Annotated in this window: 23 protein-coding genes and 1 pseudogene; 8 read left to right on the plus strand and 16 right to left on the minus strand. The window is 61.3% G+C overall.

Features of this window, described 5'->3' with window-relative positions:
* Positions 1-13 precede the first annotated feature (13 nt).
* The 4 genes from AC1D06_RS19270 to AC1D06_RS19285 all read right to left on the minus strand — a co-directional run bounded on the left by AC1D06_RS19270 (position 14) and on the right by AC1D06_RS19285 (position 3,024).
* Positions 14-925: a 3-hydroxyacyl-CoA dehydrogenase family protein gene (locus AC1D06_RS19270; RefSeq protein ID WP_477987481.1), complete on the minus strand. Its 912-nt coding sequence runs from the start codon at positions 923-925 to the stop codon at positions 14-16.
* A 2-nt stretch (positions 926-927) separates the two neighbouring features.
* Positions 928-1,734 (minus strand): SDR family NAD(P)-dependent oxidoreductase, encoded by an 807-nt coding sequence (locus AC1D06_RS19275; protein ID WP_477987482.1) that lies wholly within the window; start codon positions 1,732-1,734, stop codon positions 928-930.
* Entirely contained in the window at positions 1,731-2,081 is a 351-nt protein-coding gene (locus AC1D06_RS19280) for a cupin domain-containing protein (protein WP_477878694.1), read from the minus strand. Before AC1D06_RS19280 ends, AC1D06_RS19275 begins: the two co-directional genes overlap by 4 nt.
* Before the next feature lie 103 nt (positions 2,082-2,184).
* Positions 2,185-3,024, minus strand: a complete 840-nt coding sequence (locus tag AC1D06_RS19285) for a cyclase family protein (RefSeq protein WP_477987483.1) — start codon at positions 3,022-3,024, stop codon at positions 2,185-2,187.
* A gap of 381 nt (positions 3,025-3,405) precedes the next feature.
* Between AC1D06_RS19285 and AC1D06_RS19290 the strand changes: the two genes are divergently transcribed.
* On the plus strand, positions 3,406-5,229 hold the full coding sequence (locus tag AC1D06_RS19290) for a HAMP domain-containing methyl-accepting chemotaxis protein (protein ID WP_477987484.1): 1,824 nt from the start codon (positions 3,406-3,408) through the stop codon (positions 5,227-5,229).
* A 69-nt stretch (positions 5,230-5,298) separates the two neighbouring features.
* Here the strand turns inward: AC1D06_RS19290 and AC1D06_RS19295 are convergent, their stop codons facing one another.
* From AC1D06_RS19295 to AC1D06_RS19325, 7 genes are all read right to left on the minus strand, one after another.
* Entirely contained in the window at positions 5,299-5,739 is a 441-nt protein-coding gene (locus AC1D06_RS19295; protein WP_477987485.1) for an RbsD/FucU family protein, read from the minus strand.
* Between the two features lie 17 nt (positions 5,740-5,756).
* A complete protein-coding gene (locus AC1D06_RS19300) occupies positions 5,757-6,656 on the minus strand; it encodes a ribokinase (protein WP_477878698.1) in 900 nt (299 codons plus the stop codon).
* The gene (locus AC1D06_RS19305) at positions 6,653-7,525 is read right to left on the minus strand and encodes a MurR/RpiR family transcriptional regulator (protein ID WP_477987487.1); all 873 of its coding nucleotides are present in this window, start codon (positions 7,523-7,525) and stop codon (positions 6,653-6,655) included. Before AC1D06_RS19305 ends, AC1D06_RS19300 begins: the two co-directional genes overlap by 4 nt.
* Entirely contained in the window at positions 7,522-8,496 is a 975-nt protein-coding gene (locus AC1D06_RS19310; RefSeq protein WP_477987488.1) for an ABC transporter permease, read from the minus strand. The genes AC1D06_RS19305 and AC1D06_RS19310 overlap by 4 nt, the downstream gene beginning before the upstream one ends.
* Positions 8,497-8,513: 17 nt before the next feature.
* Positions 8,514-10,025 (minus strand): sugar ABC transporter ATP-binding protein, encoded by a 1,512-nt coding sequence (locus tag AC1D06_RS19315; RefSeq protein WP_477987489.1) that lies wholly within the window; start codon positions 10,023-10,025, stop codon positions 8,514-8,516.
* Positions 10,026-10,089: 64 nt separating this feature from the next.
* Positions 10,090-11,136, minus strand: a complete 1,047-nt coding sequence (locus AC1D06_RS19320; protein ID WP_477987490.1) for a sugar ABC transporter substrate-binding protein — start codon at positions 11,134-11,136, stop codon at positions 10,090-10,092.
* Positions 11,137-11,163: 27 nt separating this feature from the next.
* Positions 11,164-12,153, minus strand: a complete 990-nt coding sequence (locus AC1D06_RS19325; RefSeq protein WP_477987491.1) for a sugar phosphate isomerase/epimerase family protein — start codon at positions 12,151-12,153, stop codon at positions 11,164-11,166.
* Positions 12,154-12,408: 255 nt separating this feature from the next.
* On the opposite strand from AC1D06_RS19325, the gene AC1D06_RS19330 reads away from it, so the two are divergent.
* Positions 12,409-13,902 carry an ATPase domain-containing protein gene (locus AC1D06_RS19330; protein WP_477987492.1) on the plus strand — a complete coding sequence of 498 codons (1,494 nt, stop codon included), beginning with the start codon at positions 12,409-12,411 and terminating at the stop codon, positions 13,900-13,902.
* Between the two features lie 85 nt (positions 13,903-13,987).
* Entirely contained in the window at positions 13,988-15,913 is a 1,926-nt protein-coding gene (locus tag AC1D06_RS19335; RefSeq protein ID WP_477987528.1) for a hybrid sensor histidine kinase/response regulator, read from the plus strand.
* Between the two features lie 6 nt (positions 15,914-15,919).
* On the opposite strand, the gene AC1D06_RS19340 is transcribed toward AC1D06_RS19335, so the two are convergent.
* From AC1D06_RS19340 to AC1D06_RS19350, 3 genes are all read right to left on the minus strand, one after another.
* Positions 15,920-16,834 carry a DUF4118 domain-containing protein gene (locus AC1D06_RS19340; protein ID WP_477987493.1) on the minus strand — a complete coding sequence of 305 codons (915 nt, stop codon included), beginning with the start codon at positions 16,832-16,834 and terminating at the stop codon, positions 15,920-15,922.
* A gap of 336 nt (positions 16,835-17,170) precedes the next feature.
* Positions 17,171-17,608, minus strand: a complete 438-nt coding sequence (locus AC1D06_RS19345) for a hypothetical protein (RefSeq protein WP_477987494.1) — start codon at positions 17,606-17,608, stop codon at positions 17,171-17,173.
* 43 nt (positions 17,609-17,651) lie between these two features.
* On the minus strand, positions 17,652-19,580 hold the full coding sequence (locus tag AC1D06_RS19350; RefSeq protein ID WP_477878707.1) for a sensor histidine kinase: 1,929 nt from the start codon (positions 19,578-19,580) through the stop codon (positions 17,652-17,654).
* On the opposite strand from AC1D06_RS19350, the gene AC1D06_RS19355 reads away from it, so the two are divergent.
* The 3 genes from AC1D06_RS19355 (at position 19,525) to AC1D06_RS19365 (ending at position 22,923) form a co-directional block, all read left to right on the plus strand.
* Positions 19,525-21,759, plus strand: coding sequence for an MHYT domain-containing protein (locus tag AC1D06_RS19355; RefSeq protein WP_477987495.1), 2,235 nt, complete (start codon positions 19,525-19,527; stop codon positions 21,757-21,759). The genes AC1D06_RS19350 and AC1D06_RS19355 overlap by 56 nt on opposite strands.
* Positions 21,760-21,973: 214 nt before the next feature.
* Entirely contained in the window at positions 21,974-22,354 is a 381-nt protein-coding gene (locus tag AC1D06_RS19360) for a response regulator (protein WP_477878716.1), read from the plus strand.
* A gap of 305 nt (positions 22,355-22,659) precedes the next feature.
* The gene (locus tag AC1D06_RS19365; protein WP_477878709.1) at positions 22,660-22,923 is read left to right on the plus strand and encodes a hypothetical protein; all 264 of its coding nucleotides are present in this window, start codon (positions 22,660-22,662) and stop codon (positions 22,921-22,923) included.
* Here AC1D06_RS19365 and AC1D06_RS19370 read toward each other — a convergent pair.
* Both AC1D06_RS19370 and AC1D06_RS19375 read right to left on the minus strand, forming a co-directional pair.
* Positions 22,920-23,174, minus strand: coding sequence for a hypothetical protein (locus AC1D06_RS19370; RefSeq protein WP_477878710.1), 255 nt, complete (start codon positions 23,172-23,174; stop codon positions 22,920-22,922). The genes AC1D06_RS19365 and AC1D06_RS19370 overlap by 4 nt on opposite strands.
* A gap of 155 nt (positions 23,175-23,329) precedes the next feature.
* Positions 23,330-23,822: pseudogene (locus tag AC1D06_RS19375) on the minus strand (class I SAM-dependent methyltransferase).
* 115 nt (positions 23,823-23,937) lie between these two features.
* Here AC1D06_RS19375 and AC1D06_RS19380 point away from each other — a divergent pair.
* Positions 23,938-24,375 carry a BON domain-containing protein gene (locus tag AC1D06_RS19380; RefSeq protein ID WP_477987496.1) on the plus strand — a complete coding sequence of 146 codons (438 nt, stop codon included), beginning with the start codon at positions 23,938-23,940 and terminating at the stop codon, positions 24,373-24,375.
* A 46-nt stretch (positions 24,376-24,421) separates the two neighbouring features.
* Entirely contained in the window at positions 24,422-24,655 is a 234-nt protein-coding gene (locus AC1D06_RS19385; protein ID WP_477877958.1) for a DUF6894 family protein, read from the plus strand.
* Positions 24,656-24,751: the final 96 nt, after the last annotated feature.

Raw genomic sequence — 24,751 nt, forward strand, 5'->3', positions numbered from 1 at the left:
TTTGTCCTCCAACTCAGGCCGGCGGCGTGAAATTCTTCAGATAGGTGTAGACGTCGGCCCTCAGTTTGTCGGCCTCGTCTTTGGTCCAGGTTCGAAAGCCTTCTCCCGATTTCATGCCCAACTTTCCGTCATCCACCAGCCGTTTCAAGTAGGGAGACGGGGCAGAGTCGCGGTTGAGATGCTTGAGGACGACGTTGTGGATGTCGAGCGTCAGGTCGGTGCCGACGAGGTCGGCATTCTCGATCGGTCCGAGCACGGCGAGACGGCGGCCGAAGCTCGCTTTCACCACGGTGTCGACCGTGCGCGCATCGGCTATCCCCTCGGCAACGATAGCGATCGCTTCCCGCCAGAGGGCATGCTGCAGGCGGTTGCCGACGAAGCCGGCGACATCCTTCTTAACGTGCACCGCCGTCTTGCCCACGCCTTCGAGCAAAGCGATAGTTTCGCGGATCACTTCGGTATCAGTTTTGGCGGTCCCGACCACCTCGACAAGCGGCACCAGGAATGGCGGATTCCACCAGTGGGTGCCGAGTATCCTGTCCGCCGTGTCAAGCTCTCCCGCGATTTCGGTGATCGGGATGACGGAGGTGTTCGATGCCAGAATGGCGTGGCGCGGTGCTCGGACCACAAGTTCGGCAAAGATCGCCCGCTTTAGCTCCAGCTTCTCAGGCGCGGCCTCGACGACGAAGTCGGCTTCGAACACAGCTTCGCCGATCGTAACGAACCCGGTCACGTGCTTTTCCGCACCCGGGGGAAGGCCGAGGTCGCTGAGGTTTTTGGCGATCCTCGCCTGAAGGGAGGCCAGCGCGGCGGGCTCGCGGTCATAGACCCGGACCGCGTGCCCAGCAACTGCGAAAACCTGCGCGATGCCGTGGCCCATGAGGCCGGCTCCGATCACTGCAATCCGCTGCTTTGTATCGCCCATCGTCAACCCGCCGTATAGCCGCCATCGGCGTAAAGGATGTGTCCGGTGTAGAAATCCGACGCCCTGGATGACAGGAAGAGGAGAGGGCCTGCGAGATCGTCCGGCTCGCCGAGCCGGCCCTTGGGCACGCGGGCGAGAAAACCCTTGCGGACCTCGTTTGCGCGCTCGGTGTCCTCGAACATCCAGGCCGTCAGCGGCGAGCGGAACACGGTCGGCGCGATGGCATTCACCGTAATTCCGGTCTCGCCCCATTCGCAGCCGAGAGCTTTGGTGATGCCGTCCACAGCTGATTTCGAGGCACAATAGGCGGTGTATCCTGCCGGATGGCCGAGCAGTCCGCGCGCTGACGACATCAGCACCACCTTGCCGCCTTCGCCCTGTTCGAGCATCCGCTTGCCTGTCGCCCGTGCCATCAGCCAGGACTGCGTGACATTGGCGTCCATCACGTCGAGGAAACGCGACGGGGCCATGTCGACGATCTTCGAGACGTCGTTCTTGCCCGACGCGACAACCAAGATATCGACCCGTCCGAAACGCGCCACGGTGTCGCCGACGATACTGTCGCAGGCGGCTTCGTCGCTCGGCCTGCGATTGATGGTCAGCACCTCGCTGCCCAGCGCCTGGCAGGCACCGGCGGTCTCGGCGAGAGCATCGGCATTGCCGGCCACCAGAGCGATCTTTGCCCCTGCACCGGCGAGAATTTTGGACGCCAGAGCGCCGAATGCGCCGGACGCGCCGGTCACGATCGCGACCTTGCCGCTGATGTCGAACAGCGCGGCTGGGTTCTTGAGGAATACCTCGTTGCTCATGATTTTGCTCCCGGCGGGTAGGGGATGACGACCAGCATTTTTGAGACATGATTGGTCCGATTGACGATCTCGCGGACTTCGCCAGGCGGGATCGTACAGCTGTCGAGCGCCCTGAGCACCGTCTCCTTGCCGTCGACGATCACAGTCATTTCGCCATCCAGCACCACGTAGACCTTTTCGAACGGCGTGGAATCGGGTCCCGCCCCGCCACCCGGCAGGAACTGCGACAGGCCCACCCACTGGTTCTTCGGGCCGTCTTCCTCGAAGCCCTGCAGCCGCAGGCCGACGACGCCTCGGTGATTGGGCGCATCGTAAGGCTTTGCCTCGCTAAAACGCTTTGTGAACATGATCCCTCCAGATTTCCGCGCCTCCGTGAGGAAGCGCTTGGAACGCCGGGAACTCCTCATCCCCGGCACTGCATCGATACGGCCCGCCGCACCGAGGTCGTCCTCAGAAAGTGTCGCCCTTTTCGATGCGATAGTTCTGGCCCTTGTCGATCATCGCGACGAGGCGAATGATGCAGCCATCACCGCGGTCCCAGTTCCATGGGAAGAATGCAAAGGTGCAGCGCTTACCGGTAACGGCATCGAGGTCGCCGCCGACATTTTCGATACCCAGAATGCCGTTCTTGAACAGGATATTGTGGACGGGTTCCCATGCCGGGAAGTCGTCCTTCCAGTCGCGGCCGCCGGACCATTCGAAATATTCTTGCTTGAGATGCGGCAGAAGCGGGCCATTGCGCTGCGGGCCGATCGCTGTTGCCAGCGGATGGTCATTGGCCTGGGTGTCGTGGCCGACGACCTTGACGCCCTTTTCAACCATCCATTCGCCCGCCGACGGCACGAAGCCGGGGCAATAGGCGAAATAGTCGCCGTCTTCGTACTGCTTGTGCCAGCCGGTGTTGACGATCAGCACGTCGCCCTTGCGGATCGCATGACCACACGCCTTTTCCAGGTCTTCGCCGGTGATCGGCTCCCACTTCTTCTTCGGTAGTGACACAACGATGCCGGAACCGAAGAAATGCGGGAGCGGCACTTCGTCAATGAACGGCGTTCCCTGCACCACGTGTGCGGGGGCATCGATATGCGTCGTCGCATGCATGGTTGTCGTTATGCGCTGCGACAGCACGCCGGATTTGGCCATGTAGTGGATGCGCTCGATATGCGTGTCCTGGAAATAGGGCCAGTTAGGGTTCTGGAAGCCGAAGCGGTGCGAGAGATTGTAGAACTCGATACCCATCGGGTTGTCGAGATTATCCTGGAATTCGATCCCGCGGACGGTGATAGTCATGCATCTCCTCCTTCGCGGCAACACCACGCGCCGCGTCCCATGCTTCAAATCTGGCGAAAGCTGCTCCCGAGCGATCTGCTGATAATTTCGATACACCCGCACTGCATTGCAGTCAATATGTATCGTTGGCCGATATGCATGCATCGCGATGTGGATTTCTTTTGCAGCCCGCGATGCGGCGTGACGGGCGGAAAGTGTGGAGATGTCAGCGGAAGGGGGGCGCCGCACGGACGCTGAAACTCCTTTTGAGTGCGAGCCTAAAGCGCCGGCACACCAAATGCGGGTTGACGTTTGGTTAAACAGCCAATGCTAAAATTCATAAAATGCTTACCAAACGCCAAGTGGCGATTTCGGCTGACTCGTTCCGAAGGAGTGAGATCTATGCGCAGGCCTACCGTCCGAACCTCCCTGGTCGTCATCAATCTGACGTTCGCATTCATTTTTCTCGCTTTCGCATTTTTCTCGCTCGGTAGCGTGCGACAGGTGAATGGGGATACCACCGCCATCGCCAAAAACTGGCTGCCGAGCGTTTCCGTGGTTCGGAACATGCAATTGAAACTTCAGGAAATGAAGTTCGCCTATGCAAATCACATCATGTCTATCAGCGATGAGGCGATCGCAGCGGCGGAAAAACAGGTGATCGCGAAAAAGCAGGAGCTTGGACAAGCGATCGATGCCTACACGCCGCTGATATCATCGCCGCGCGAGAAGGACTTGCTGGACCAGATCGGAAAACGCGCCAGCGATTATGAGAATGCGGCCGAGCCGATGCTGGTGAAATCCCGCAAGAACGACAACGATGCGGCCAAGATCATCTTCTACAAGGATATGGAGCCTGTCGTCGAGGACGCCGAAAAGGATGCAGGCGAACTACTGGACATCAACGTCCAGGGCTCGGACGCCTCCTATGAAAGCAGCAAGCAGACTTATGCGACCATCCTTTGGAGCACCTGGGGGCTCATCGCCCTGGTGCTGGCGATCGTTGCTGGAGCGATTGCCTATATTGCCGCACAAATCTCCCGTCCGATCAAGGCGATCACGCACTCGATGACGGGGCTCGCCGCGGGCGATACGTCTTCCTCCATCCCCTATGCGGACCGGACGGACGAAATCGGCGCGATGGCCGGAGCGGTCGAGGTTTTCAGGCAGACGGCATTGGCAAAGATCAAGGCCGACCAGGAAATCGAGGCAAACCGTGTCCTGTCGGATGGCGAACGGCGGCGGCGCGAGGAAGCCGATCGGGCACGGGCGGCAGCCATGGCCCAGGCGACGAACGGACTGGCCGGAAACCTGAAGAAGCTGGCCGATGGCGATCTCACAACCCAGATCAGCGAGCCGTTCGATCCTGATTTCGAGGCGCTGCGAACCGACTTCAACAGCGCTGTAGCCCAGCTCTGCCGGACGCTCGGCAAAGTGGCAGGCTCGACGGTCGGCATCGATAGCGGATCGAACGAGATCGCCCACAGCTCCAATGACCTCGCAAGACGCACCGAACAGCAGGCTGCAGCTTTGGAGCAAACGGCCGCGGCACTCGACGAGATCACGGCCAATGTCGCCTCATCGTCCAAACGCGCCGAGGAGGCGCGCAGGGTCGCAGCCGAGGCCAATGCCAGCGCCGCGACATCCGGCAAGATCGTCACCCAGGCGGTCGAAGCTATGAGCCGGATCGAGCAATCCTCCAACGAGATATCGAGCATTATCGGCGTCATCGACGAAATCGCGTTCCAGACCAACCTGCTTGCGCTCAATGCGGGCGTAGAGGCTGCACGCGCCGGTGAGGCCGGCAAGGGTTTCGCCGTCGTCGCCCAGGAGGTGCGCGAACTGGCGCAGCGCTCCGCTAAAGCGGCAAAGGAAATCAAGGCGCTGATCCAGACATCGAGCGGCGAAGTGGCAACCGGTGTCGACCTAGTGTCGAAAACCGGCGGCGCCTTGAAGCAGATCGGTGAACTCGTGACGGCGATGAACCAGCACGTCGATGCGATTGCCGCATCGGCCCGCGAGCAGTCGGTGGGTCTGGCCGAGATAAACACTGCGATCAACAGCCTCGATCAGACGACCCAGCAGAATGCCGCCATGGTCGAGGAGGCGAGTGCCGCCTCCGCCTCTCTGGCCAACGAGAGCGCCACATTGCGCGACCTGATTGCCGCATTCAACGTTGGCAGCGCGACGGCACGACAATCCCATCCATTACGCAAGACGGCATAATCCGGCTGGCCTCCACCAGACCGAATGTCGTTGTGATGAAATACAGGCCAAGCCTTCGGGAGACCTGCGTTAGATCACGCCCTTCTTCAGGATGAAGCAGCCGTAAGGGCCTGGGTCGGAGGTGCGAACGACGACGAAGGATTTCCTGGCGGCCTCATAGAAGGCGAATCGCTCGAGCGCGTGGATTGTCACGGCACTCCCATTCGCAGCCTCGACGAGGTCCTGAACCTCCTTGAAGATGGGCATCTGCCTTTCCGGATCGCCAACCACCTGCATTCTCTTCACCGGCGCTTCGACAAAGGTGTCCAGTGGAAACAGTTTCAGGATCGCCTCGAGTGCGCGAGCGATGCTGCATCCCGAAACGTCGACGATCTTTCCGTAAGTCGTTTCCTTTGCAATGGTTTGAGCAGGATGGTTGACGTCGCAGATGACCAGTTCGTCGCCATGACCCATCAGCATCAGCACATAGATCAGTTCGGCGTTGATAACTGGGTCGATACCCCTGAGCATTCGTCTGTCCTTTCCCGTCAAGCGGCTCTGTCATGGTCTTGGCGAGGCGTGCTGACAAGCACCGCCGCCGCCTTGTTCGCAGCCCGCAACGCTGCTTCGATTTTGGCGCCCCTCGCGATCTCGGCAGCCAGCACTCCCGTGAACTCGTCGCCGGCACCGTGCGTGCTGACCAACTTGACCTTGACCGCCTCGATCATGGCTTCTTCTCCCGATCGCGTGGCATAGGCGACGCCTGCGCCTCCGGCGGTGACGACGGCGATCGGATAGGATTTCGTCAGAAGCCGGGCAGCTTCGAGCGCGCCTTCCAACGTATCAAACACAGCCGTATCTGTGAGCTGCTCGGCCTCGATTGCGTTGACAACAAGGATATCGACAAGCGCTGCCAAATCGGAGGAGACGTCACGCGCAGGCGCGGCATTCAGCACCACCTGGCCGCCAGCCGCCTTCATCGCCTTGGCGGCAGCGACATTGGCGGCGTCCGGGACTTCATTCTGCAATATCAGGACGCCGTCTGGGGAAAACAGTTCGGCAGCGGCATCCACATCCGCTTGTTCTAGCGTCAGGTTGCTGCCGGAAACGATCACGGCGCCGTAATCTCCGTCGCTGTCGAAGATCGCGACACTCATGCCGCTGCCGACGTTGGACACCGTCTTCACGAACTGTCTGTCAACCCCGCCGCGATGGAGATTGCCAAGCAGAGCCACCCCAAAGGCGTCGTCTGCGACTGCCCCGATCATGGAAGTCCTGATCCCAGTCTTCGCCGCCGAGACGGCCTGGTTGCCACCTTTTCCGCCGCAGTTTGGATACCAGGCTGTGCCGGTCACGGTCTCGCCTTTCCGCGGCCGCGCCGGGCCGCGGACCATGATGTCGTAATGCAGGCTGCCGAAAACGATCACTGTGGGGGCGGTCGCGCTCATACGATTTTGTCCTTTCGTTTCGATGTCACCGCGGACATCGTCTTGCCGAGGTTGCGTTCCGCAGCTCCGTAGTCGCGTTGCGCCACGGCAACGAAGAGCGCGTCGAGGATGTTGAGCTGCGCTATCCGTGCGGCGGCGTTCTCGCCCATCAGCGGCGATCCCTGCGCTGTCGAGCAGAGCACGATGTCGGCGACCTGCGCCAGCGGCGAGCCGCCGTAATTGGTGATCGCGATCGTCCTGGCGCCGTTCTTGCGCGCAAGCTGCACGGCGTCGATGACGGCCGTGGTGTTGCCGGAATGCGAGAACCCGATGGCGACGTCGTCCGGCCCGAGCAGCGAGGCCGACATCAGCATCATGTGCGAGTCGTCCTGCACCGTCGCCCTCACACCGATCCGGAGGAACTTGTGCGCCACGTCGCGCGCGATCTGGGCCGAGCCGCCGACGCCATAAAAATCCCTCTGGCGCGCCTGGGCGATCAGTGCCGATGCCCTGTCGAAGGCTTCGATGTCCAATATCGCCATCGTTTCCTCAAGCGCATGGATGGATGTCCGGAACACCTTCTGGATGATCTCGCGCGAGCTATCCTCGACGGAGAGCTCCTGATGCATCTCGGCCGTGGGCAGCCTATTGTAGCTCGATACGGCGGAACGGAAATCGCGATAACCACCGAAGCCGAGCTTCTTGGCGATCTTCACCACCATCGCCTCCGACACGCCGGCTTCCTCGGCGATGTCCTTGAGCGCGGTCTCCTCTGAGAAATCGCGCAGTCCGAACACCGTCTCCACCACCCGCGCCTCCAGAGGCGTAAGCTGCGGCATCATCATCCGGATGCGCGGGCCTACCGCCTTGGGATCATCTGCAGAATTCATCCTCTTCCCCTTGTGACGCGATCGATCATCATCGCGACAAGGATAATAAGGCCAGTGGCCAGAAGTTGGTAGAAGGCCTGCACGTTCATCAGCGTCAATCCGTTGCGCATGCTGCCGAGAATGATCGCGCCGAGGATCGTGCCAATGACGCTGCCCTTGCCGCCCATCAGCGAGGCTCCGCCGATCGCAGACGCCGCGATCGCATCCAGCTCCCAGAGATTGCCGAGGATTGGCTCGGCGGCACCCAGACGGCCGATGAGGATCATCGAAGCGAGCGCGGCAAGCGTGCCGGAGATGACATAGGCGGTGATCTTTGTGACGGCGATCGGAACGCCCGCGATATAGGCGGCTTCCTCGTTGCCGCCGACGGCGAGCAGATATTCGCCGAGCGGGGTCTTCTTGAGCAGGACCCAGGCAAGCAGCGCCACGACCGCAACCATGACCACCGAATTCGGGATGCCCGACAGCGATCCGTTGAACAGCGCGCGGAAACCTTGGGGCACGCCGAGCACCGGATTGCCGCCGGTGTAGATCAGCGCAATGGCACGATAGGTGCTGAGCGTGCCGAGTGTCACGATGAAGGGCTGCAGGCCGACATAAGCGACGAGTACGCCGTTGACGAGGCCGCAGACCACGCCGATGCCGAGGCCGGCAAGGATCGCAAGCGGGATCGGCACACCCGCCACCAAGAGTGTGGCGGAGATGACCGCCGCGATCGCCGCGGTCGGACCGACCGACAGGTCGATGCCGCCGGAGATGATGACCAGCGTCATCCCGAGCGCCAGGCAGGCATTGATGCTCGACTGCTGCAGGATGTTGAGCAAATTGCGCTGTGACAGGAAGTCCGGGGCTAGCAATCCGAAGATTACCATGATCGCGACCAGCCCGATCAGCGTGCCGGCATCGCGCAGGGTGAACGATGCGAGGAGGTTGGACGAAGGCACGGCTGCAGTATGTGTCGTGTTAGACATAGGGTGGTTCCTGTTGGTCATGCCGCGTCGATGCGGCGGCCGGCCGTGCCGACGGCGTGGGAGACGATTGCTTCCTCGGAAAGCCGGTCGCGGCCGAGTTCGGCGACGACGGCGCCGTCGCGCATGACGAGCACCCGATCGGAGACCCGCATGACTTCCGGAAGCTCGGAGGAGACGACGATTACCGAATGGCCTTCGGCAGCGAGCTCTTCGATCAGGTGGTAGATTTCCGATTTGGCGCCGACATCGATGCCGCGCGTCGGCTCGTCGAACAGGAGAATGCGCGAGCCGGCGGCGAGCCAGCGGGCAATGATCGCTTTCTGCTGGTTGCCGCCGGAAAACAGCCTGATCTGGCGGTCGAGCAGGAACGGCCTGAGATTGACGCGCCTGAGCAGGTCTTCGGCGGTGCGCCTGACCTTGCGATGGTTGATGATGCCGGCCCTGGAGAAGCGGCCGAGCGACGGCAGCGCCATGTTGCTGGTGACCGAGCGGCCGGGAATGATGCCCTCGCGCTTGCGCTCTTCGGGAAGCAGGCCGATGCCCGCGGCGATCGCGGCGCGGGGATTGGACAGCGTCAGCGGCTTGCCGTCGATCTTGACCGTGCCCAACACCACCTTGTCGGCGCCGGAAAGCGCTCTCAGGAGTTCCGTGCGGCCGGAGCCGACCAGGCCCGCCACGCCGAGCACTTCGCCTCTGTGCAGGTCGAAGGAGATGTCGCGGACGCGATGGGACGAGAGGTTGCGGACCTCGACGCTGACGGTCGCCGTGGCATGCGCATGATGCGCTTCGACCAGCAGTTCGCGGCCGACCATCATGGCGATGACATCGTCGGGGGCGGTTTTACGCAGGTCGACATTGCTGCCGACGACCTTGCCGTCACGCATGACCGTGGCGCGCTGGCAGACACGGAAAACCTCGTCCATCTTGTGTGAAACATAGATGATCGAGACGCCGCTCGCCGCCAGACGCTCGATGACCTCGGCGAGCCGGTCGAACTCGCTGGGCGTCAGGCTCGACGTCGGCTCGTCCATGGCAACGATCTTCGCCTTGTCGAGAAGGGCGCGGGCGATCTCGACGACCTGGCGCTGCGCCACCTTGAGCGTCGATATCGGCGCCGCCGGATTGATCATCGGGTCGATGGCGGCCAGTGCCTCGGCGGCGCGGCGTTCCTGTTCGCGGCGATCGACCAGCAGGCCGCCGGCACGCGTCAGCGAATGACCGAGAAACATGTTCTGCGCCACGGTCAGGTGCGGCACCTGCTGCAGTTCCTGGTGGATCATGGCGATTCCGGCCTGGCGGGCATTGTCTGGCTTGCGGAAGTGGTATGAGGTGCCGTCGACACGGACCTCGCCTGCCGTCGGGCGGAAGACGCCCGAGAGAATGCGCAGCAGCGTCGATTTGCCGGCGCCGTTCTCGCCGAGCAGCGCGTGGATTTCGCCGGGCGCGACCTCGAAGGAGACGTCGGAGAGCGCCTTTACGCCGGGAAACACCTTGGAGATGTTGTCGAACGCCAGTCTGGGACTTGCCATGGAAAGGTGACCTCGTGAGAGTTCGGACGGCCGGACATGCCGGCCGTCCCGCTTGGGAGGCGGATTACTTGCCGGCAGCCTTCATCAGCACGGCGCGGACTTCGTCCGGGGTGCCCTGGAACTGCTTGTAGTTGTCGGCAGTGATCAACGCCTGCGGGGTGGCGACGACGCGCGGCAGCTTCTGGCCGGAAACCAGGCGCAGCGCGGTTTCCATCGCCACTTCGCCGGTCAGGACCGGGAAGCTGTCGACGGTGCCGGTCAGTTCGCCGGCGGCAATCGACTTGTAGGCATCGGAAATACCGTCAGTGCCGAACACCACGACCTTGCCCTGCAGGCCGGCGGCCTTCACCGCCTCGACCACGCCGAGCGCCATGCCGTCATTGTTGCAGTAGAAGCCGACGAGGTCGGGATGCTGCTGCAGGATGGTGGTCGCCGCGTCATACGATGTCTGGCGATCCCAGTTGCCCGGAACGCTGGCGACGACCTGGAATTTGCCGCCTTTCTCGATGGTCTTCTTGAAGCCGTCGGTGCGCTGCACGGCGGCATAGACACCGGCCTGGCCTTCGATGATGGCGACCTTGCCGCCATCCTTGCGGTTTTCGAGGAACCACTTGGCAACGCGCACGCCGTTGTCACGTTGAACATTGCCGACATAATGCTCGGCCTGCGGGATCACGGCGTCATTGACGTTGACGACCGGCACGTTTGCGGCCTTGGCTTCTTCCATGACCGGCTGGAGGTTGGCGTCGGTCTGCGGCGACAGCAGCAGCACCTTGTAGCCCTGCGTCACCATGCCTTCGGCGATCGTCAGCTGGCCGAGCTGGTCGCCTTCGCTCTGTGCCGCCTGATAGGCGACCGTCGCACCGATCTTGTCGGCGAATTTCTGGTAGCCTTCGCCGAGCGAGCGCCAATGTTCATTGGTGAGCGTATTGGACACGCCGCCGACCTTCAGGCCTTTTTCAACAGCCGGAAGCGCGCCGTATTTGGCTTCGAGCTGCGACCAGTCCATGCGGTCCGGCTCGGAGTCGGAATTCAGCGGTTTCAGGTCTTGTGCTGTGGCGAAGCCAGCACAAAGGGTGGCGGCGAAAGCCGCGGCAAGAAATCTCTTCATGGTATCCTCCCAAGGGGTTGAGGTGGTTCAGTTTTCCGCGCCGAACATCAGTTCCTGGACGATGGCGTGCGTGGAAACGGCGTCCTGTCGGTCAATCGCGGCAGTCAGGCGATTGTCCTGCTCGAGGCGGTCGACGACCTTCAACATCCGTCGGACGGTCTTGATGTTGACCTCGCATTCATGCACCGGGTCGAGCCCGGTCAGATCGGGAAACGTGTCGAAATAAATCGCGCCGTCATAGCCGTCCCGGCGGATCTGGCGTAGAAGCTCGATGGTCTGCAGCGAATGCACCGCGCCGACCATCAGGCCGTCGTCGCGCTTGGCGTAGCCGTCGTTGAGGTGGACACCCATCAGCCGGCTATGGCGGGCGATCAGGGCTGCGGCGAAAGCCGGCTGCTCATCGGCGTAAAGGACGTGGGCGAAGTCGAGCGTGACGCCGAGATTGTTCGCCCCGACTTCCTTGATAACCAGCAGCGTGGTGGCCGCATCCGGCATGAGGCTATAGGAGCGCGGCTCGTTGGGCTTGTATTCGATCGAGACTAGGCAATCCGGATCATGCATACAAACTTCACGAATTCCATAAATTTCGTGTTGCAACATGCGATCGTAATTGCCCTGGAAGGCATAATCGAAGCCGTCCTGGCCGAGCCAGATGGTCATCAGACTGGACCCTGCGGCGCGGGCGTCGTCGATGCCCTTCTTCGTCATGTCGATCGCTTCGCGCCGCACCGAGGCATCCGGATGCGTGAAAGCCCCAAGCTTGAATGCCGGATTGGTGTAGTAACGCATGGCAAAGCCATTGATCGAAAGACCGATATCACCCAGTTTTCGAGCGAGTTCCGCAGGATTTTCGTCGACATGGTCGGGGTAGTTTAGATCGAGATCGGTCAGGCCTTCCACGCGTGCTGCCCGCTCGGCCATTTGCATCATGCTGGGCCTTCCGGACTGGCTAGGCCATTCGAGGTGGGCGCCTGAAGCAAAGGAGTTGAGGCGGGTGGCGAAGCGTGTCGGGTTCAAAATTTCATTCCCATCTGTGAAGTTATGCACTACTTCACAGATAATTGAGTATTTGTAAAGTGGAAATTAGCCTTACCTTACGGAAATTGTATGCTGCGCTGCAAAATGTGAATGCGGCGGTTATCGGGTTTGCGGGTGCGCCGCTGTTGATCGAGCCCATGGCCGCCAACAGAATTTTATCTGGATTGGAACAGACAAACGCATCTGTGGATTTGTTTAAGCGGAGATATTTTTCAGCTTTCGGAAGGGGCAGAAATGACGTCGAACAAAAACGCAAGCACCGGCGTCGCCGGGTTGGACGACATCCTGGGAGGCGGACTGGCAAAAGGCCACGTATTTCTTTTGGAAGGCAATCCTGGAACCGGCAAGACGACCATTGCCCTCCACTTCCTGCTGAATGGCGCACGACAGGGGGAGAGATGCCTCTACATCACCTTGTCCGAGAGCGAAAGCGAACTCAGGGAAGGCGCCGCCTCGCATGGCATGGAAATCAACGGAAATGTCACGATTTTCGAGCTGGTTCCGCCCGAAAGCCTGCTCGACCCCGATCACCAGCAGAGCCTGCTCTATTCGTCGGACCTTGAGCTGGGCGAAACCACCAAGCTGATTTTCGAACAATTCGAAAGATTGCAGCCGATGCGCGTCGTCTTGGATAGTTTGTCCGAAATCAGGCTTCTGGCGCAGAGCTCGCTCCGCTATCGCCGCCAAATTCTCGCTTTGAAGCATTTCTTCGCCCGCCAGGGCTCGACCGTGCTGTTGCTCGACGACATGACATCCGACACGTTCGACAAGACGGTGCACAGCGTCGTTCACGGCGTGATCCATCTCGATGAACTCACGCCGGATTATGGCGCCGAACGTCGGCGGTTGAGGATCATGAAGTACCGCGGCCAATCTTACCGGGGCGGCTATCATGACTTCAAGATCGAGACCGGCGGCGTCATGGTCTACCCACGCCTCAGGTCGATCGAACATCGCTCCAGTTTCGAGCGCTATCCAACCACAAGCGACATCGCGGAATTGGATGCCTTGCTCGGCGGTGGCATCGAACAAGGATCGAGCACGCTTGTCCTTGGCCCGGCAGGAACCGGCAAGACACTTTTCACGTTACAGTTTGCAGCCGCAGCGGTTGCTCGTGGGGAAAATGCCGCCGTCTTCATCTTCGACGAGGAGCTTGGCTTGTTGTCCAATCGGATGCGAGGGATCGGGATCGACCTGGAGGCGATGCGCGACAGCGGCAAGCTGCACATCGAGCAGTTGGACGCCGCCGAGCTTTCACCAGGTGAATTCGCGCACAGAGTGCGAAAACATGTCGACGAGGCCCAGGCCAAAACCGTGGTGATCGACAGCATCAATGGCTATCAGGCTTCAATGCCCGAAGAGAGCTCCGTCATCCTGCACATACATGAGCTTTTGCAATACCTCAATCGCCAAGGCGCGAATACGTTCCTGACAGTCGCCCAACACGGGCTGGTCGGGGACATGAAATCGCCGATCGATCTAACCTACCTTGCCGACACGGTCGTGCTCCTCCGCTATTTCGAGGCTCTCGGCAGGGTCCGGCGCGCCGTTTCAGTGATCAAAAAACGCACCGGTTCACACGAAGACACGATCCGGGAGTTCATGATCGGCAAGGGAGGGCTGACGCTCGGCGAACCGCTCGACAAATTCCAGGGCGTGCTACGAGGGGTTCCGACATTCGTCGGCTCACAAGGACCGCTTCTCAAGGAGGACGACTCCAATTTCTGACCCACGCGTCGCGCTCATCTATGCACCCGACGGGCGCGACAGTGCCGTGGCGGCATCCCTGCTTGGGGAGGCACAGGTGCAATCGATGATCATGGCTTGTCTGCACGACCTGGAAACCCATATCTCCGATAACACGCTATTCGTCGTTCTTGTCGAAGAAACGCTCCGGTCCAGCAATCTCCAGCCGATCCATAGCTGGGTCGCGGCACAGCCAACTTGGTCCGATCTTCCATTCATCGTGCTGACGCATCGCGGCGCAGGGCCTGAGCGAAATCCAGCCGCCGCCCGCATTGCCGAAGCATTGGGGAACGTCACTTTCCTTGAGCGGCCGTTTCACCCGACGACATTCGTCAGCGTCGTCCATTCGGCACTGCGCAACAGGCGTCGTCAATACGAGGCGCGCAGCCGGATCGAGGAGTTGCACGAGGGGGAGCTTCGTTTGAAGACTGCTCTGCAGGCGGGTCAACTCGGAACCTGGCAACTTGACATCGAGGGACGCGGACTGAACACTTCGCCTGAGTTCCGGCAGATGTTCGGGCATGTCGGAGACGACGCATTCACCTTCGGCCAGATGGCCGGTGCGATTCATTTCCAGGATCGAACCAACCTGCTCAGCTCCATATCGTTGACGATTTCGACAGACGACGATTTCCTGATCGAGTTCCGCACGATATGGCCGGATCGCAGTGAGCACTGGGTCGAGATGCGTGGTCGCCTTGTCAAGGGCCGGGATGGTCGCCCGATACGCGTCGTGGGCGTGTCTTCGGATGTGACGCCCCGCAAACGCGCCGAAGCCGATCTCCGTCGTTTGAACGAGACTCTCGAGCAAAGAGTGGAGGAGCGCACCCGGGCGCTGCGCGAGGAGGTCAGCCAACGTGCGAATGCAGAGGCCAAACTGCGTCAGTCGCAGAAGCTCGAGGCCATCGGTCAGCTGACCGGCGGAGTTGCACACGATTTCAACAATCTGTTGATGGTAGTGCTCGGCAATCTGGACCTGCTGCGGAAAAATCTGGCTGACGACCCCAAGTCTGCGAGGCTCATCGAGGGGGCTTTGCAGGGCGCGCGGCGAGGCGCGTCATTGACCCAGCGCCTGCTTGCCTTTGCAAGACGGCAGGAGCTTGAGATCGCTCCTACCGACCTCGGCCAACTCGTGGAAAGCATGCGGGACCTGCTCGCCCGCTCGGTTGGCAGCATTGTCGAGATCAGCACGCGCATTCCGAATGAATTGCCACGGGCGCTCGCAGACGGCAATCAGGTTGAACTCGCCTTGCTGAACCTGGTCGTCAACGCCCGCGATGCGATGCCGGGCGGTGGGGCCATCGAGATATCTTTGCGGGACGAGCAAAATGCCAAGCCGCGCGAGGATCTTCCTCAGGGTCGCTATCTCTGCCTCAGCGTCGCCGACAATGGCTGTGGGATGGATGCAGAAACGCTGCAGCGCGCCATCGACCCGTTCTTTTCGACGAAGGAACTCGGCAAAGGGACTGGCCTCGGCCTGTCGATGATCCACGGCCTTGCGCTGCAGCTGCAAGGCGCGCTTAAACTGAAAAGCGAAGTCGGCGTCGGGACGACCGCGGAACTATGGTTTCCCGCCACCGAATTGGAGATTGAATTGCCGCACGAAACCAACCCGCAGCCCGTACACGTCAAATCCGCCGCCACGATCCTGATCGTCGACGACGATGTGTTGATCTCAATGAGCACGGTCGACATGGTCGAGGACCTCGGCCATCACGTCCTCGAGGCGAATTCAGGTGCGGACGCGCTGGAGATTTTGTCGGGTGACGCCCAGATCGACCTGATGATTTCGGATTACTCGATGCCGGGAATGAATGGGGCGCAGCTGGCAATTGCCGCTCGTAAATTGAGGCCCAACCTGCCGATTCTTTTGGCAACCGGATATGCCGATCTCCCCCCAGGGTCGAACGTTGATTTGCCTAGACTGGGAAAGCCCTATTCGCAGGAACAGCTGGAGACTGAGATCGGCAAGGTGCTTGGTGATGCACAGTAGAGCCGGTTACAAAGGTTTTCCTCGTAATGATTTCGCATCGGTCATAGGTGGTTCTCCGGGCGCCGTCTGCTGTTGACGTAGGCGAAAATGCACGCGGTCGAGTGCGAGCGCCAGGCTGCCCCTGATAATGTCCACCAATTCGTCTTGCATCGGGGGACGGGCATTGTGGTCGAATGCCAGACCGATGACGACGCCTTCCTGCAGCGCAGTCGGTACGGGCCAGAAGTCGAAACGCGAGTCCAGGGCAGGAAAGGTTCGCGTTCGCACCACGACCCCGCTTGCCAGGGATGCCCGCGCGGCTTCGAATTCCGCCGCCTTCGGCTGGGGACGACCGACCGATTTGAGCAAAACCACATCGTCCTTCGTGATCAACATGGCCGCCGCCGGCGCTTGAAAAGCCGATGCAAGGGCCTCGGACGTGATAGAAACGATCTCGGCCACATCGGTGGCGGTTGCAATGTCGTGGCTGTAGCGCTGCAGGACGGCGATCCGCTGTTTGAGGCTTGCGTCATCCGCCGCCCTCCGGCGTGCGGTGAAGGCTATGGTGCTGACGATGCCGCCGACGACAAGCAGCAATGCGATCGCCCAGATATTCGCCGGGTCGGTAACCATCAGCGAGTAGCGTGGCGCGGTAAAGAAGAAATTGTAGGAAACCGCGCCAAGCACGCCCGCGACAACAGATGGTCCCAGGCCGAAACTGATCCCTGCTATGATCACCGGCACGACAAATACCAGGGACAGGTTGGGGATTGTCATGCCGCTGTCGAGACCGATGGCGATCAGTGTCGCCGCCGCGGTCATCGCAATCGAGGCGAGATAGCCGAGAGCAGCGCCGGCGACCGACTGTGTGTGATGCGGCAAAGGTTCGGAAGCCGCAAGCCACCGATCGTCGCGATCGGCTCTCATATGTGCCTTGGGCATCGGATCATCTCCTTTTCATGCCGCTGTAATCCCGGGCCAGCAATCGCAGCGGTCCGTGCCTTCGGGCGCGCGCGGCAGCCCCACGGACAAATGTCGAGTGCTCGCGCACGACAAAGCGTGCGAGCCTGACACTTAGATATGAACGTGAAAATAAGGGTTCGAGATGTCTTTGAGCCTTTGTCCATAAGGAAATGATAAACGTTCTGCCGGCGCCGATTGCTCATATTGAAAAGCGCCGCTCCGCGCCGCCTGGATTCAGCCAAGCGAGCGCGGCTCCCATCGGACCTCGGACTTCCACGGGCGGATGGAAGAATTCGAAGCCCCATCACGCCGAATTCAGGCGCGCGGCGGCTCCCCCAGGTTGCGCCCGTCCGACTTGTCATAAACATAGGACCGGGCCCGCGATCCCACGACTCGCGCGTCGCGGACGCCTTGCACGCGTTCACTGGTCGTGGTGCGACCAGCGCTGAAGGAGGCAACGCTTTCGTCGGCGGCATCGCGGGCGCGAGCGGCATTGGCGATCTGGTCGCTTTCGGCGGTGGCGCTGGGCGTCCAACCTTCGGCGCGCCAGCTGTCTGTCCATTCGTCGACATCGATCGAGCCTTGGTCGTCGAGAATGTCGAGGGCGATCTGGTGTTGCGTCGTGTCCAGGTCCGTGACGGTCACGAGCAAGTCGCCGCGGCGCAGGCCCTCGGCATAGACTTCACGGTTCTCCGCCGGGAAGAAGAAGTCGGCCAGCGAGCCGCAGAAACCGCCTGTGCGGTTGGTATCCATCGCCGCGACGCCGTCGGGCTCCTTGCCGGCAGCGAGCCCCCAGTCAGCCGTCCATCTCGACGGCCGTGACCGCGACCTGCCAGGCAAACTTGAACCCATCCGGTTCATAGCTGGTTTCGACCTCGCCGCCGACCTGGCGGCTGAGCATGCGCTCGATCATCGTCGATCCGAAGCCGCTGCCCTCCGGAGCAACCACAGGTGGTCCATCCTTTTCGCGCCATTGGAAGGTCAGGCGGTCCCCGCCGTCTCCGTTTTCGATGCGCCAGGCGATGTCGACACGGCCGTTTTCTCTGGTAAGCGCGCCATATTTGACCGCGTTGGTGCAGAGCTCGTGGAGAGCCATCCCGAGTGCCAGCGTCGCGCGCGAATTTATCCTCAGCTCAGGACCGGAGACCAGGAATTGCGATGACGCGGCATTGTCGAACGGGCGGATCGACGTTTCGACCAGTTCGCTGAGCGCTGCCGACTGCCATTGCCCTTTCATCAGCAAGGAATGCGCTTCGCCCATCGCGGTCAGTCGCTGATTGAAGGTTTCAAGCACCGACGCGTCGAGGCCGGCCGATTTGAATGATTGCCTGGCGACGGCCTGCACTGTCGCCAGCAGGTTCTTGACCCGGTGGTCCAGCTCGCCGACGAGAAGCTCGCGCTGCTCCTCGTCCTGCCGGCGCTGCTCCCGGGCGAGGACGAGTTCGTCCATATAGGCGTCGATTGCCGCGCCCAGGCGTCCGAATTCGCCGCTCTTCGGGTCCATGCCGGTTCGGGCGCTTTCGTCCTGGCCGCGCCAGGCCTCCACGGTCGCAAGCAGGCGTTCGACCGGGCGCCGGATCGAGTGGCGTCCCGTCAGGCTTGCCAGCAGCAGCGCGATCCCGCCGGCGACCGCGGTGACGGCGAGGCCGTAATATGTCGCCTTCGTCACTGACGCATATTCGTCGGTGGTCGAAAGGCCGACGCTGACATAGAGACCCGGCTGGGCCGCCGAGGGTGGAAAATAAGCCAGGATGCGCCGCGTCCCGTCCTGGCTTATCAGCTCGATCGTCCCCGGCGCTTCGGCATGAACGAGTGATTGATACGGCTCGGGGATACGGGTGCCGACGAATTTTTCCGGAGTGGGATGACGCGCGAGGATGACGCCGGTGCGGTCGGCAACGGTGAGATTGCTGTCGCGGGCGTAACTGCGCCCGGCGAGCCTGCGATCGAGCCAATTGAGGTCCAGCGAGGCCGCGACGGCGCCGATGGTCTTGCCATCGTCGTCCTGCACCGGAACCGCCACTGCCAGGATCGGTTTTTTGCTCACCCGGCCAATGCTGTATTCGCCCACCGAGAACCTGCCCTTGAGAGCGCCCTGGACATAGTTCTTGTCGACGAGCGAGACGCCTATGCCCGCCGGCTCCTGGCGGCAGCGAATGATCCCTTGCGCGTCAAGCACGGCGATGCCGGCGAACTGCGGCAGATGCTTGGCGACACGAGCGACATATTGGTTGCAGCTCACTGGGTCGATGCTCTGGACGGCTGGAGCGACCGAGATCGCCGACAGCGTATTTTCGAAGCCATCCAGCAGATGCTGCATTTCAAGAGCCGCGAGCTGGCCGACGCGGAAAGCTTCCGCATGCACCTCCCGCTCTTTCGCTGCGCGAATCGAATAGAGGTTCCAGAACAGAATCGCGACGAGCGGCAGCATGGCGGCGAGCACCAGGGCGAACAGGCGAAACGAGAGTGAGGACCTCGATGTAATGGCCGTTGTCTCCGTGATGCGCGAGACATCGCATGCGTCTGCTGGAAAGGCAATGCTGGGCGATGTCACGGTCCGGTATTCGTCCGGACATTGCGGAGGCCGACCATTCGCCCGGTCCGCCGGCTTCATCGCTATGGAATCTGCACGCCGGATCGGGTACTTCTGCGCGAGGAGTGAATCACGCATGACCACCGGCACACTGGACCCGACGCTCGTCCTGCTTTCGATCATGATCGCCATCGCGGCCTCCTATACCGCGCTCGACCTTGCGGGGCGGATGAACGCCGCACGCTCGAGCGAGAACTGGGCGGCATGGCTTTGTGCGGCGGCCTTTGCCATGGGAGGAGGCATCTGGTCGATGCACTTCGTCGCCATGCTGGCATTCAGCGTTCCAGGCATGCAGGCCTCCTATGACGTCGGTCTGACGCTGCTTTCGCTGGCGCTTGCCATCGCGGTGACCGGCATAGGCTTCCTGGTGGTCGCCCGCCATGGTCATAGAGCCTGGTCACTGCCGCTCAGCGGCGCCCTGATGGGCGCCGGCATCGCCGGAATGCACTATACCGGAATGGCGGCGATGAGCATGCCGGCAACGCTCTTCTATGACGCGACCTGGGTGTCGATATCGATCCTCATCGCCATCGGCGCTTCCATGGCAGCACTCTGGGTGTCTTTCGCGCGCACTGGGGCGTTGCAGCGCATTGTCGCTTCCATCTTCATGGGAGCCGCAATTGCCGGGATGCACTATGCGGGCATGATGGCGGCCTCTTACACCCCGATGACAATGCCCGGCGCGACGCGCGGCTTTACCGGCATAAGCCAGCCGGGACTGGCGGCAGGGGTGGCATTGACAACCTTCTTCATTCTGGCGCTGGCGCTTGTCGCGTCGATCGCCGATCGGCGCTTCGCCCGTCTTGCGGCAAACGAGGCGGAGGCGCTGCGCGCCAGCGAAGAGCGGTTCCGATCGCTCTATCGCGAAACGCCGATGCCGTTGTTTTCCATGGATGCCGCAGGCCGGCTCACCGAAGTGTCGAATTCGTCCCTGGCACTCCTGCGGACCACGAGGAGCGCAGTCGTCGGTCAGCGGCTGGAAGACTTCATGACCGGCGATTCTCCGGGACGTTGGCTTGATGCGCTGAAGCGGCTGTTGAACGACGCCGGCCGATCGGAGGAGGAATACGCTTTCAAGGCCGCCGACGGCGTGGAACTGGACGTGATGACCTCCGCGCAGGTGTTCCGCAGTGCCGACAGCGTGTTGATCCTGGGCGGCCTCGTGGACATCACGGCAAGAAAGAGGGCAGAGGCTGCACTCCGTCAAAGCCAGAAGCTCGAAGCGGTCGGCCAGTTGACGGGCGGCGTGGCGCACGACTTCAACAACCTGCTCTCTGTCGTCATCGGCAGCCTCGAAATCCTGAAGAAACGGCTCGGCCCCGAGAGCCCACTGAACCGCCTGGTCGAATCCGCCATGGAAGCGGGCACGCGCGGCGCGACACTGACGCAACGAATGCTGTCCTTCGCCCGGCGCCAGAAGCTCGATCCGAAACCCGTCGATGTCGGCGATCTCGTGCGGGGGATGCTGAACCTGCTGCAGAGGTCCATCGGCCCACGCCATCAGATCGAACTCCAGCTTCCGGACGATCCGGTGGTCGCGCTTGTCGACGCCCACCAGCTCGAACTCGCTCTGCTCAATCTCGTCGTCAATGCCCGCGACGCGCTGGGCGACGCCGGAACGATCGTGATTGCGGCGCAAAGGCGAGACTCTCGCGGCGTTCATGCCGACGATGCCCAGGGGCACTACGCCGTTCTCTCGGTCATCGATCATGGCACGGGAATGGATGCGGAGACGCTGGCAAAGGCAGCGGACCCGTTTTTCACCACCAAGGGCGTTTCCAAAGGCACCGGCCTGGGCCTGTCGATGGTGCATGGTTTCGTCGAACAGAGTTCCGGATGGATGGACATGGTCAGCACTCCCGGCAGGGGCACCACGGTGGCGCTCTGGCTGCCGGCCACCGACGCCGATGCCACCCCCACCCACCATCCGGAAGGCATTGCCGGCGGCGCGTCGAAAAGCCTGAAGATATTGGCGGTCGACGACGATGCGCTGGTTCTGTTCAGCACGGTGTCGATGCTGGAAGAATTGGGTCATTCGGCGCAGGCAGCTTCGAGCGGCGAAGAAGCACTGGCGATTCTCGGCAAGGACGGCACTTTCGATGCCATTGTCACGGACCAGGGGATGCCGGGCATGACGGGGCTGGAACTGGCCCACCGTCTCACGGGAAGCGGGCGGGCAATTCCGGTTCTCATCGCCACGGGCTATGCCGAGCTGCCCAACCGCGGCGCCACGCCGACGCTCGACAAGCCGTTCGGTCCTGCACAATTGGCGAGAGCCCTGCAACGCCTGTTGTCCAGCGAAAGAATCTGATATTTCTGAGCAACTGTTGCCTGGGATTGTCGGGAACCAATTGCGCTCTGGCGCGTTTGGAACTTTTGCTGACGCATGTCTCCCGAAAGCGGCAGCCGGTTTCGGGATAAGAGATGCGTGAAAAGGGCCAAAGCGCCGGCAGGTAATCCCTGAGATCGCCACACGTTTGGCGGAATGCCGATGCCGCGGTTGGAGCTAGGAGTTTTTCTTGCGCGTGCTTTGCGTCGATGATGATTATCTCGTTCTCATGAACACGATGATGATGCTTGAGGAACTCGGGCATGAGGTGACTGAGGCGACGTCGGCGGAACAGGCCTTGCAGAAGCTCGGCTCGGGGAAATTCGATCTGCTCGTGACCGATTTCGCTATGCCGGGAATGAACGGCTACCAGTTGATCCTCGAAGTCGAGCGGCGGCACCCCGGTACCCCCGTCCTGATGGTGTCCGGCTACGCCAATCTGCCCGACCGGGCCGCGACCGCGATCCAGCAGCTTGGCAAGCCGTTCAGCGAATCCCAGCTTGCCGCAGCACTTGCACGTGCTGCCGTCCCCGCGATTGCCGCGACTCCTGACGGGCCATCCGGAACTCAGGCTTGAGGCGGGGCAGATGGGGCTGCGAGATTGATCGTTACAGCGGCGACTTCATCGCCTCGTGAGGCGGCGCATATTGTGTTCGAGCGCCTGCCCCCTCAATTGCGCTGATAGCGTCTGAAGGCCACAAAAGCATCGAGGGATCCAAGGCGGGCCACGACGATCTCTTTGAGCGCCGAAGATGGCCTGGACATCGAATTGCGCGGAGCGGCGCGTCCGTGGCTTCCTCCCGAACAGGAACGGAAGTGCCGCCCGGTCGTTGACCAGGCATGCGGAGCTTTTTCGAAGCCATGTCGTATGGAAGGAATGCCTTGAAGACCAACCCGCACCTCCACCTGATCCTGGAATATATTTCCGAGCATGGATCGCCGTCCGGCGACGGTGTGCCCATCGATGCTATCATAGAATACGGCATCGACCGCGGGTTCAGCCTGGACGAAATGGAAGGCACCATGATCCATGCGAGCGCTTTGGGTTGGATCGTTCTGATAGACCACTACGTGCATCTGACGCGCGTTGCCGACATCGTGATGAATCCCGCCAATGACAATGGCCGCGAGATTGAAGACGCCTAATCGCGGTCCCGGAAATTGGCGATGATCACATTGTCATGGGCGTGCCGGTAAACCAGCTTTCGCCGCCGCTTCACCCAGACTGGCTTCGGATTCCGGAGCTGCTCGGATGACCGCATGAGCGCCAGCGCTTCGAGTGCTTGCCGGTTCAGGAGCACCTGTTCCTGAAGGTCGTTGATTTGATGCTGAAATTCACTGACGGTGTTGTCGTACTCGACACGCGACACCCATTTTCTGGCAAACCATCCCCGCATCGGCGCCTCCATCGGTTTCGGCCTCAACCAGCTATCCTCGAAATGGTTCCGTGGTGCTTCGACAATTTTCCGACTGTTGCCCTCAGCGCACGGGCGCTTCAAGTGAAAGCGTATCGGCAACTTAGCGACCCCATCCGGAGGTCTGGCGGATCAATTCAGTTGGTTTTGTGGCTGACAAACAGCGCACTTTCCTTGTCGACATCGAGCACGCCATCGCCGGCCAGAAATGCTTCGTCGATTGCCTTGCGAAACGCGGCAAGCCGCGCCTCGTCGGCTTCATCGCCGGGGGATAAGAGGTTAGCGCCAGGAACCGCCCGGCTTCAGCACGCGATACATTTCCGCGATGGCTTTGAACGGGTCCGGCAAGTGATAGCACATATGCATTGAATCACCGCGTCAAAGGAGTCGTCGGCAAACGGCAGCGCCGCAGCATCGGCCTGCTGACCCCTGAAGTCGCCGATAGATAAGGCTTTGCATTGCTCGACGGCTTCCTGAACCGTGCCCGGAGAAAGATCGGAGAGCGTCAGCCTGCAGGTTTTCCGGCAGCGGCGTCGCCGTTGCCGCCCAAAACCAGCCCGGGCCGCAGCCGATATCAAGAACGCGCTGACCGGATTTCAACGGGAGCCGCCCTCTTCTTCCGATGTCCATAGGAGCCTTATGGAGACCACATTGGCATGACAAAATCACGCTATCGGTGGTCACTTTTACGGGCGCTACCGGCCGGGGCGATTCAGGTTGCCCAGCCCCAATCAAAGGAGGACTCATGTCTTCCCAGCACTCCCAGAAATGTCGATCAGCCGCATCGTCCAAAATCCTCGATGGCATTCTCGAGGATGCAGGTATGAAGAATTTCCGGAACGAAGCCCAGCAAACGATGAGAATGCAGGCGGCTGCCGTGCTTATCGGGCAGTTCCAGGAATATGGTCCTCACCCGAACGCGCCAGGTGACCGCCTCGAGCCACTTGATTTGGCCGGTTACCCTGCCGCCCCCGAGGCTGGAGATATCGTCTCCGCGGTGGAGAATGCATTCGCCCGTTCGGGCGAGTTGGACAGCAGCTACATATTCGTGTCGGCGTCCGGCCTTGACATCACGTTGGCGGGCTGGGTTTCATCGAAAGCCGAGATCTCTTGCTCCAACGCGATTGCCGCCGGTGTGAAGGGCGTCGAAGCCATTCGCAACGAGCTTTCCACGGCTCTTTAGCCGAGCCAATAGGCCCGGCCGCACCTCACTTACAGGAACCCTGCCCATGCCCAACTACTTTTTCAGTATAACGGATGGTGAGACCGTAACCCACGACATCAGCGGCACGGAGCAGGTCGATCTCGCCGCAGCGCGCCAGTGTGCCGAAGCCGCCGCCAGAAGCATGCTGGCTCAGCAGATCGAAGCGCGCGAAGATCTTAGTCGTGCAAGATTTGAAATCCATGATGCCAAAGGCGCTCTGGTTGACGCTTTTCCCGTGACGGACGCGCTGAAGGCTTGAGGCCGTGAAGAAGGCTCATGAGCAGACCGTCTGCTGGTGAAAAGCGCCGTGGCGGTTGTCGAGCCGGGACTGCTGTTGATGCTGCTGGCTGCATGA

The sequence above is a fragment of the Rhizobium sp. P2_G2 genome (assembly GCF_056403555.1).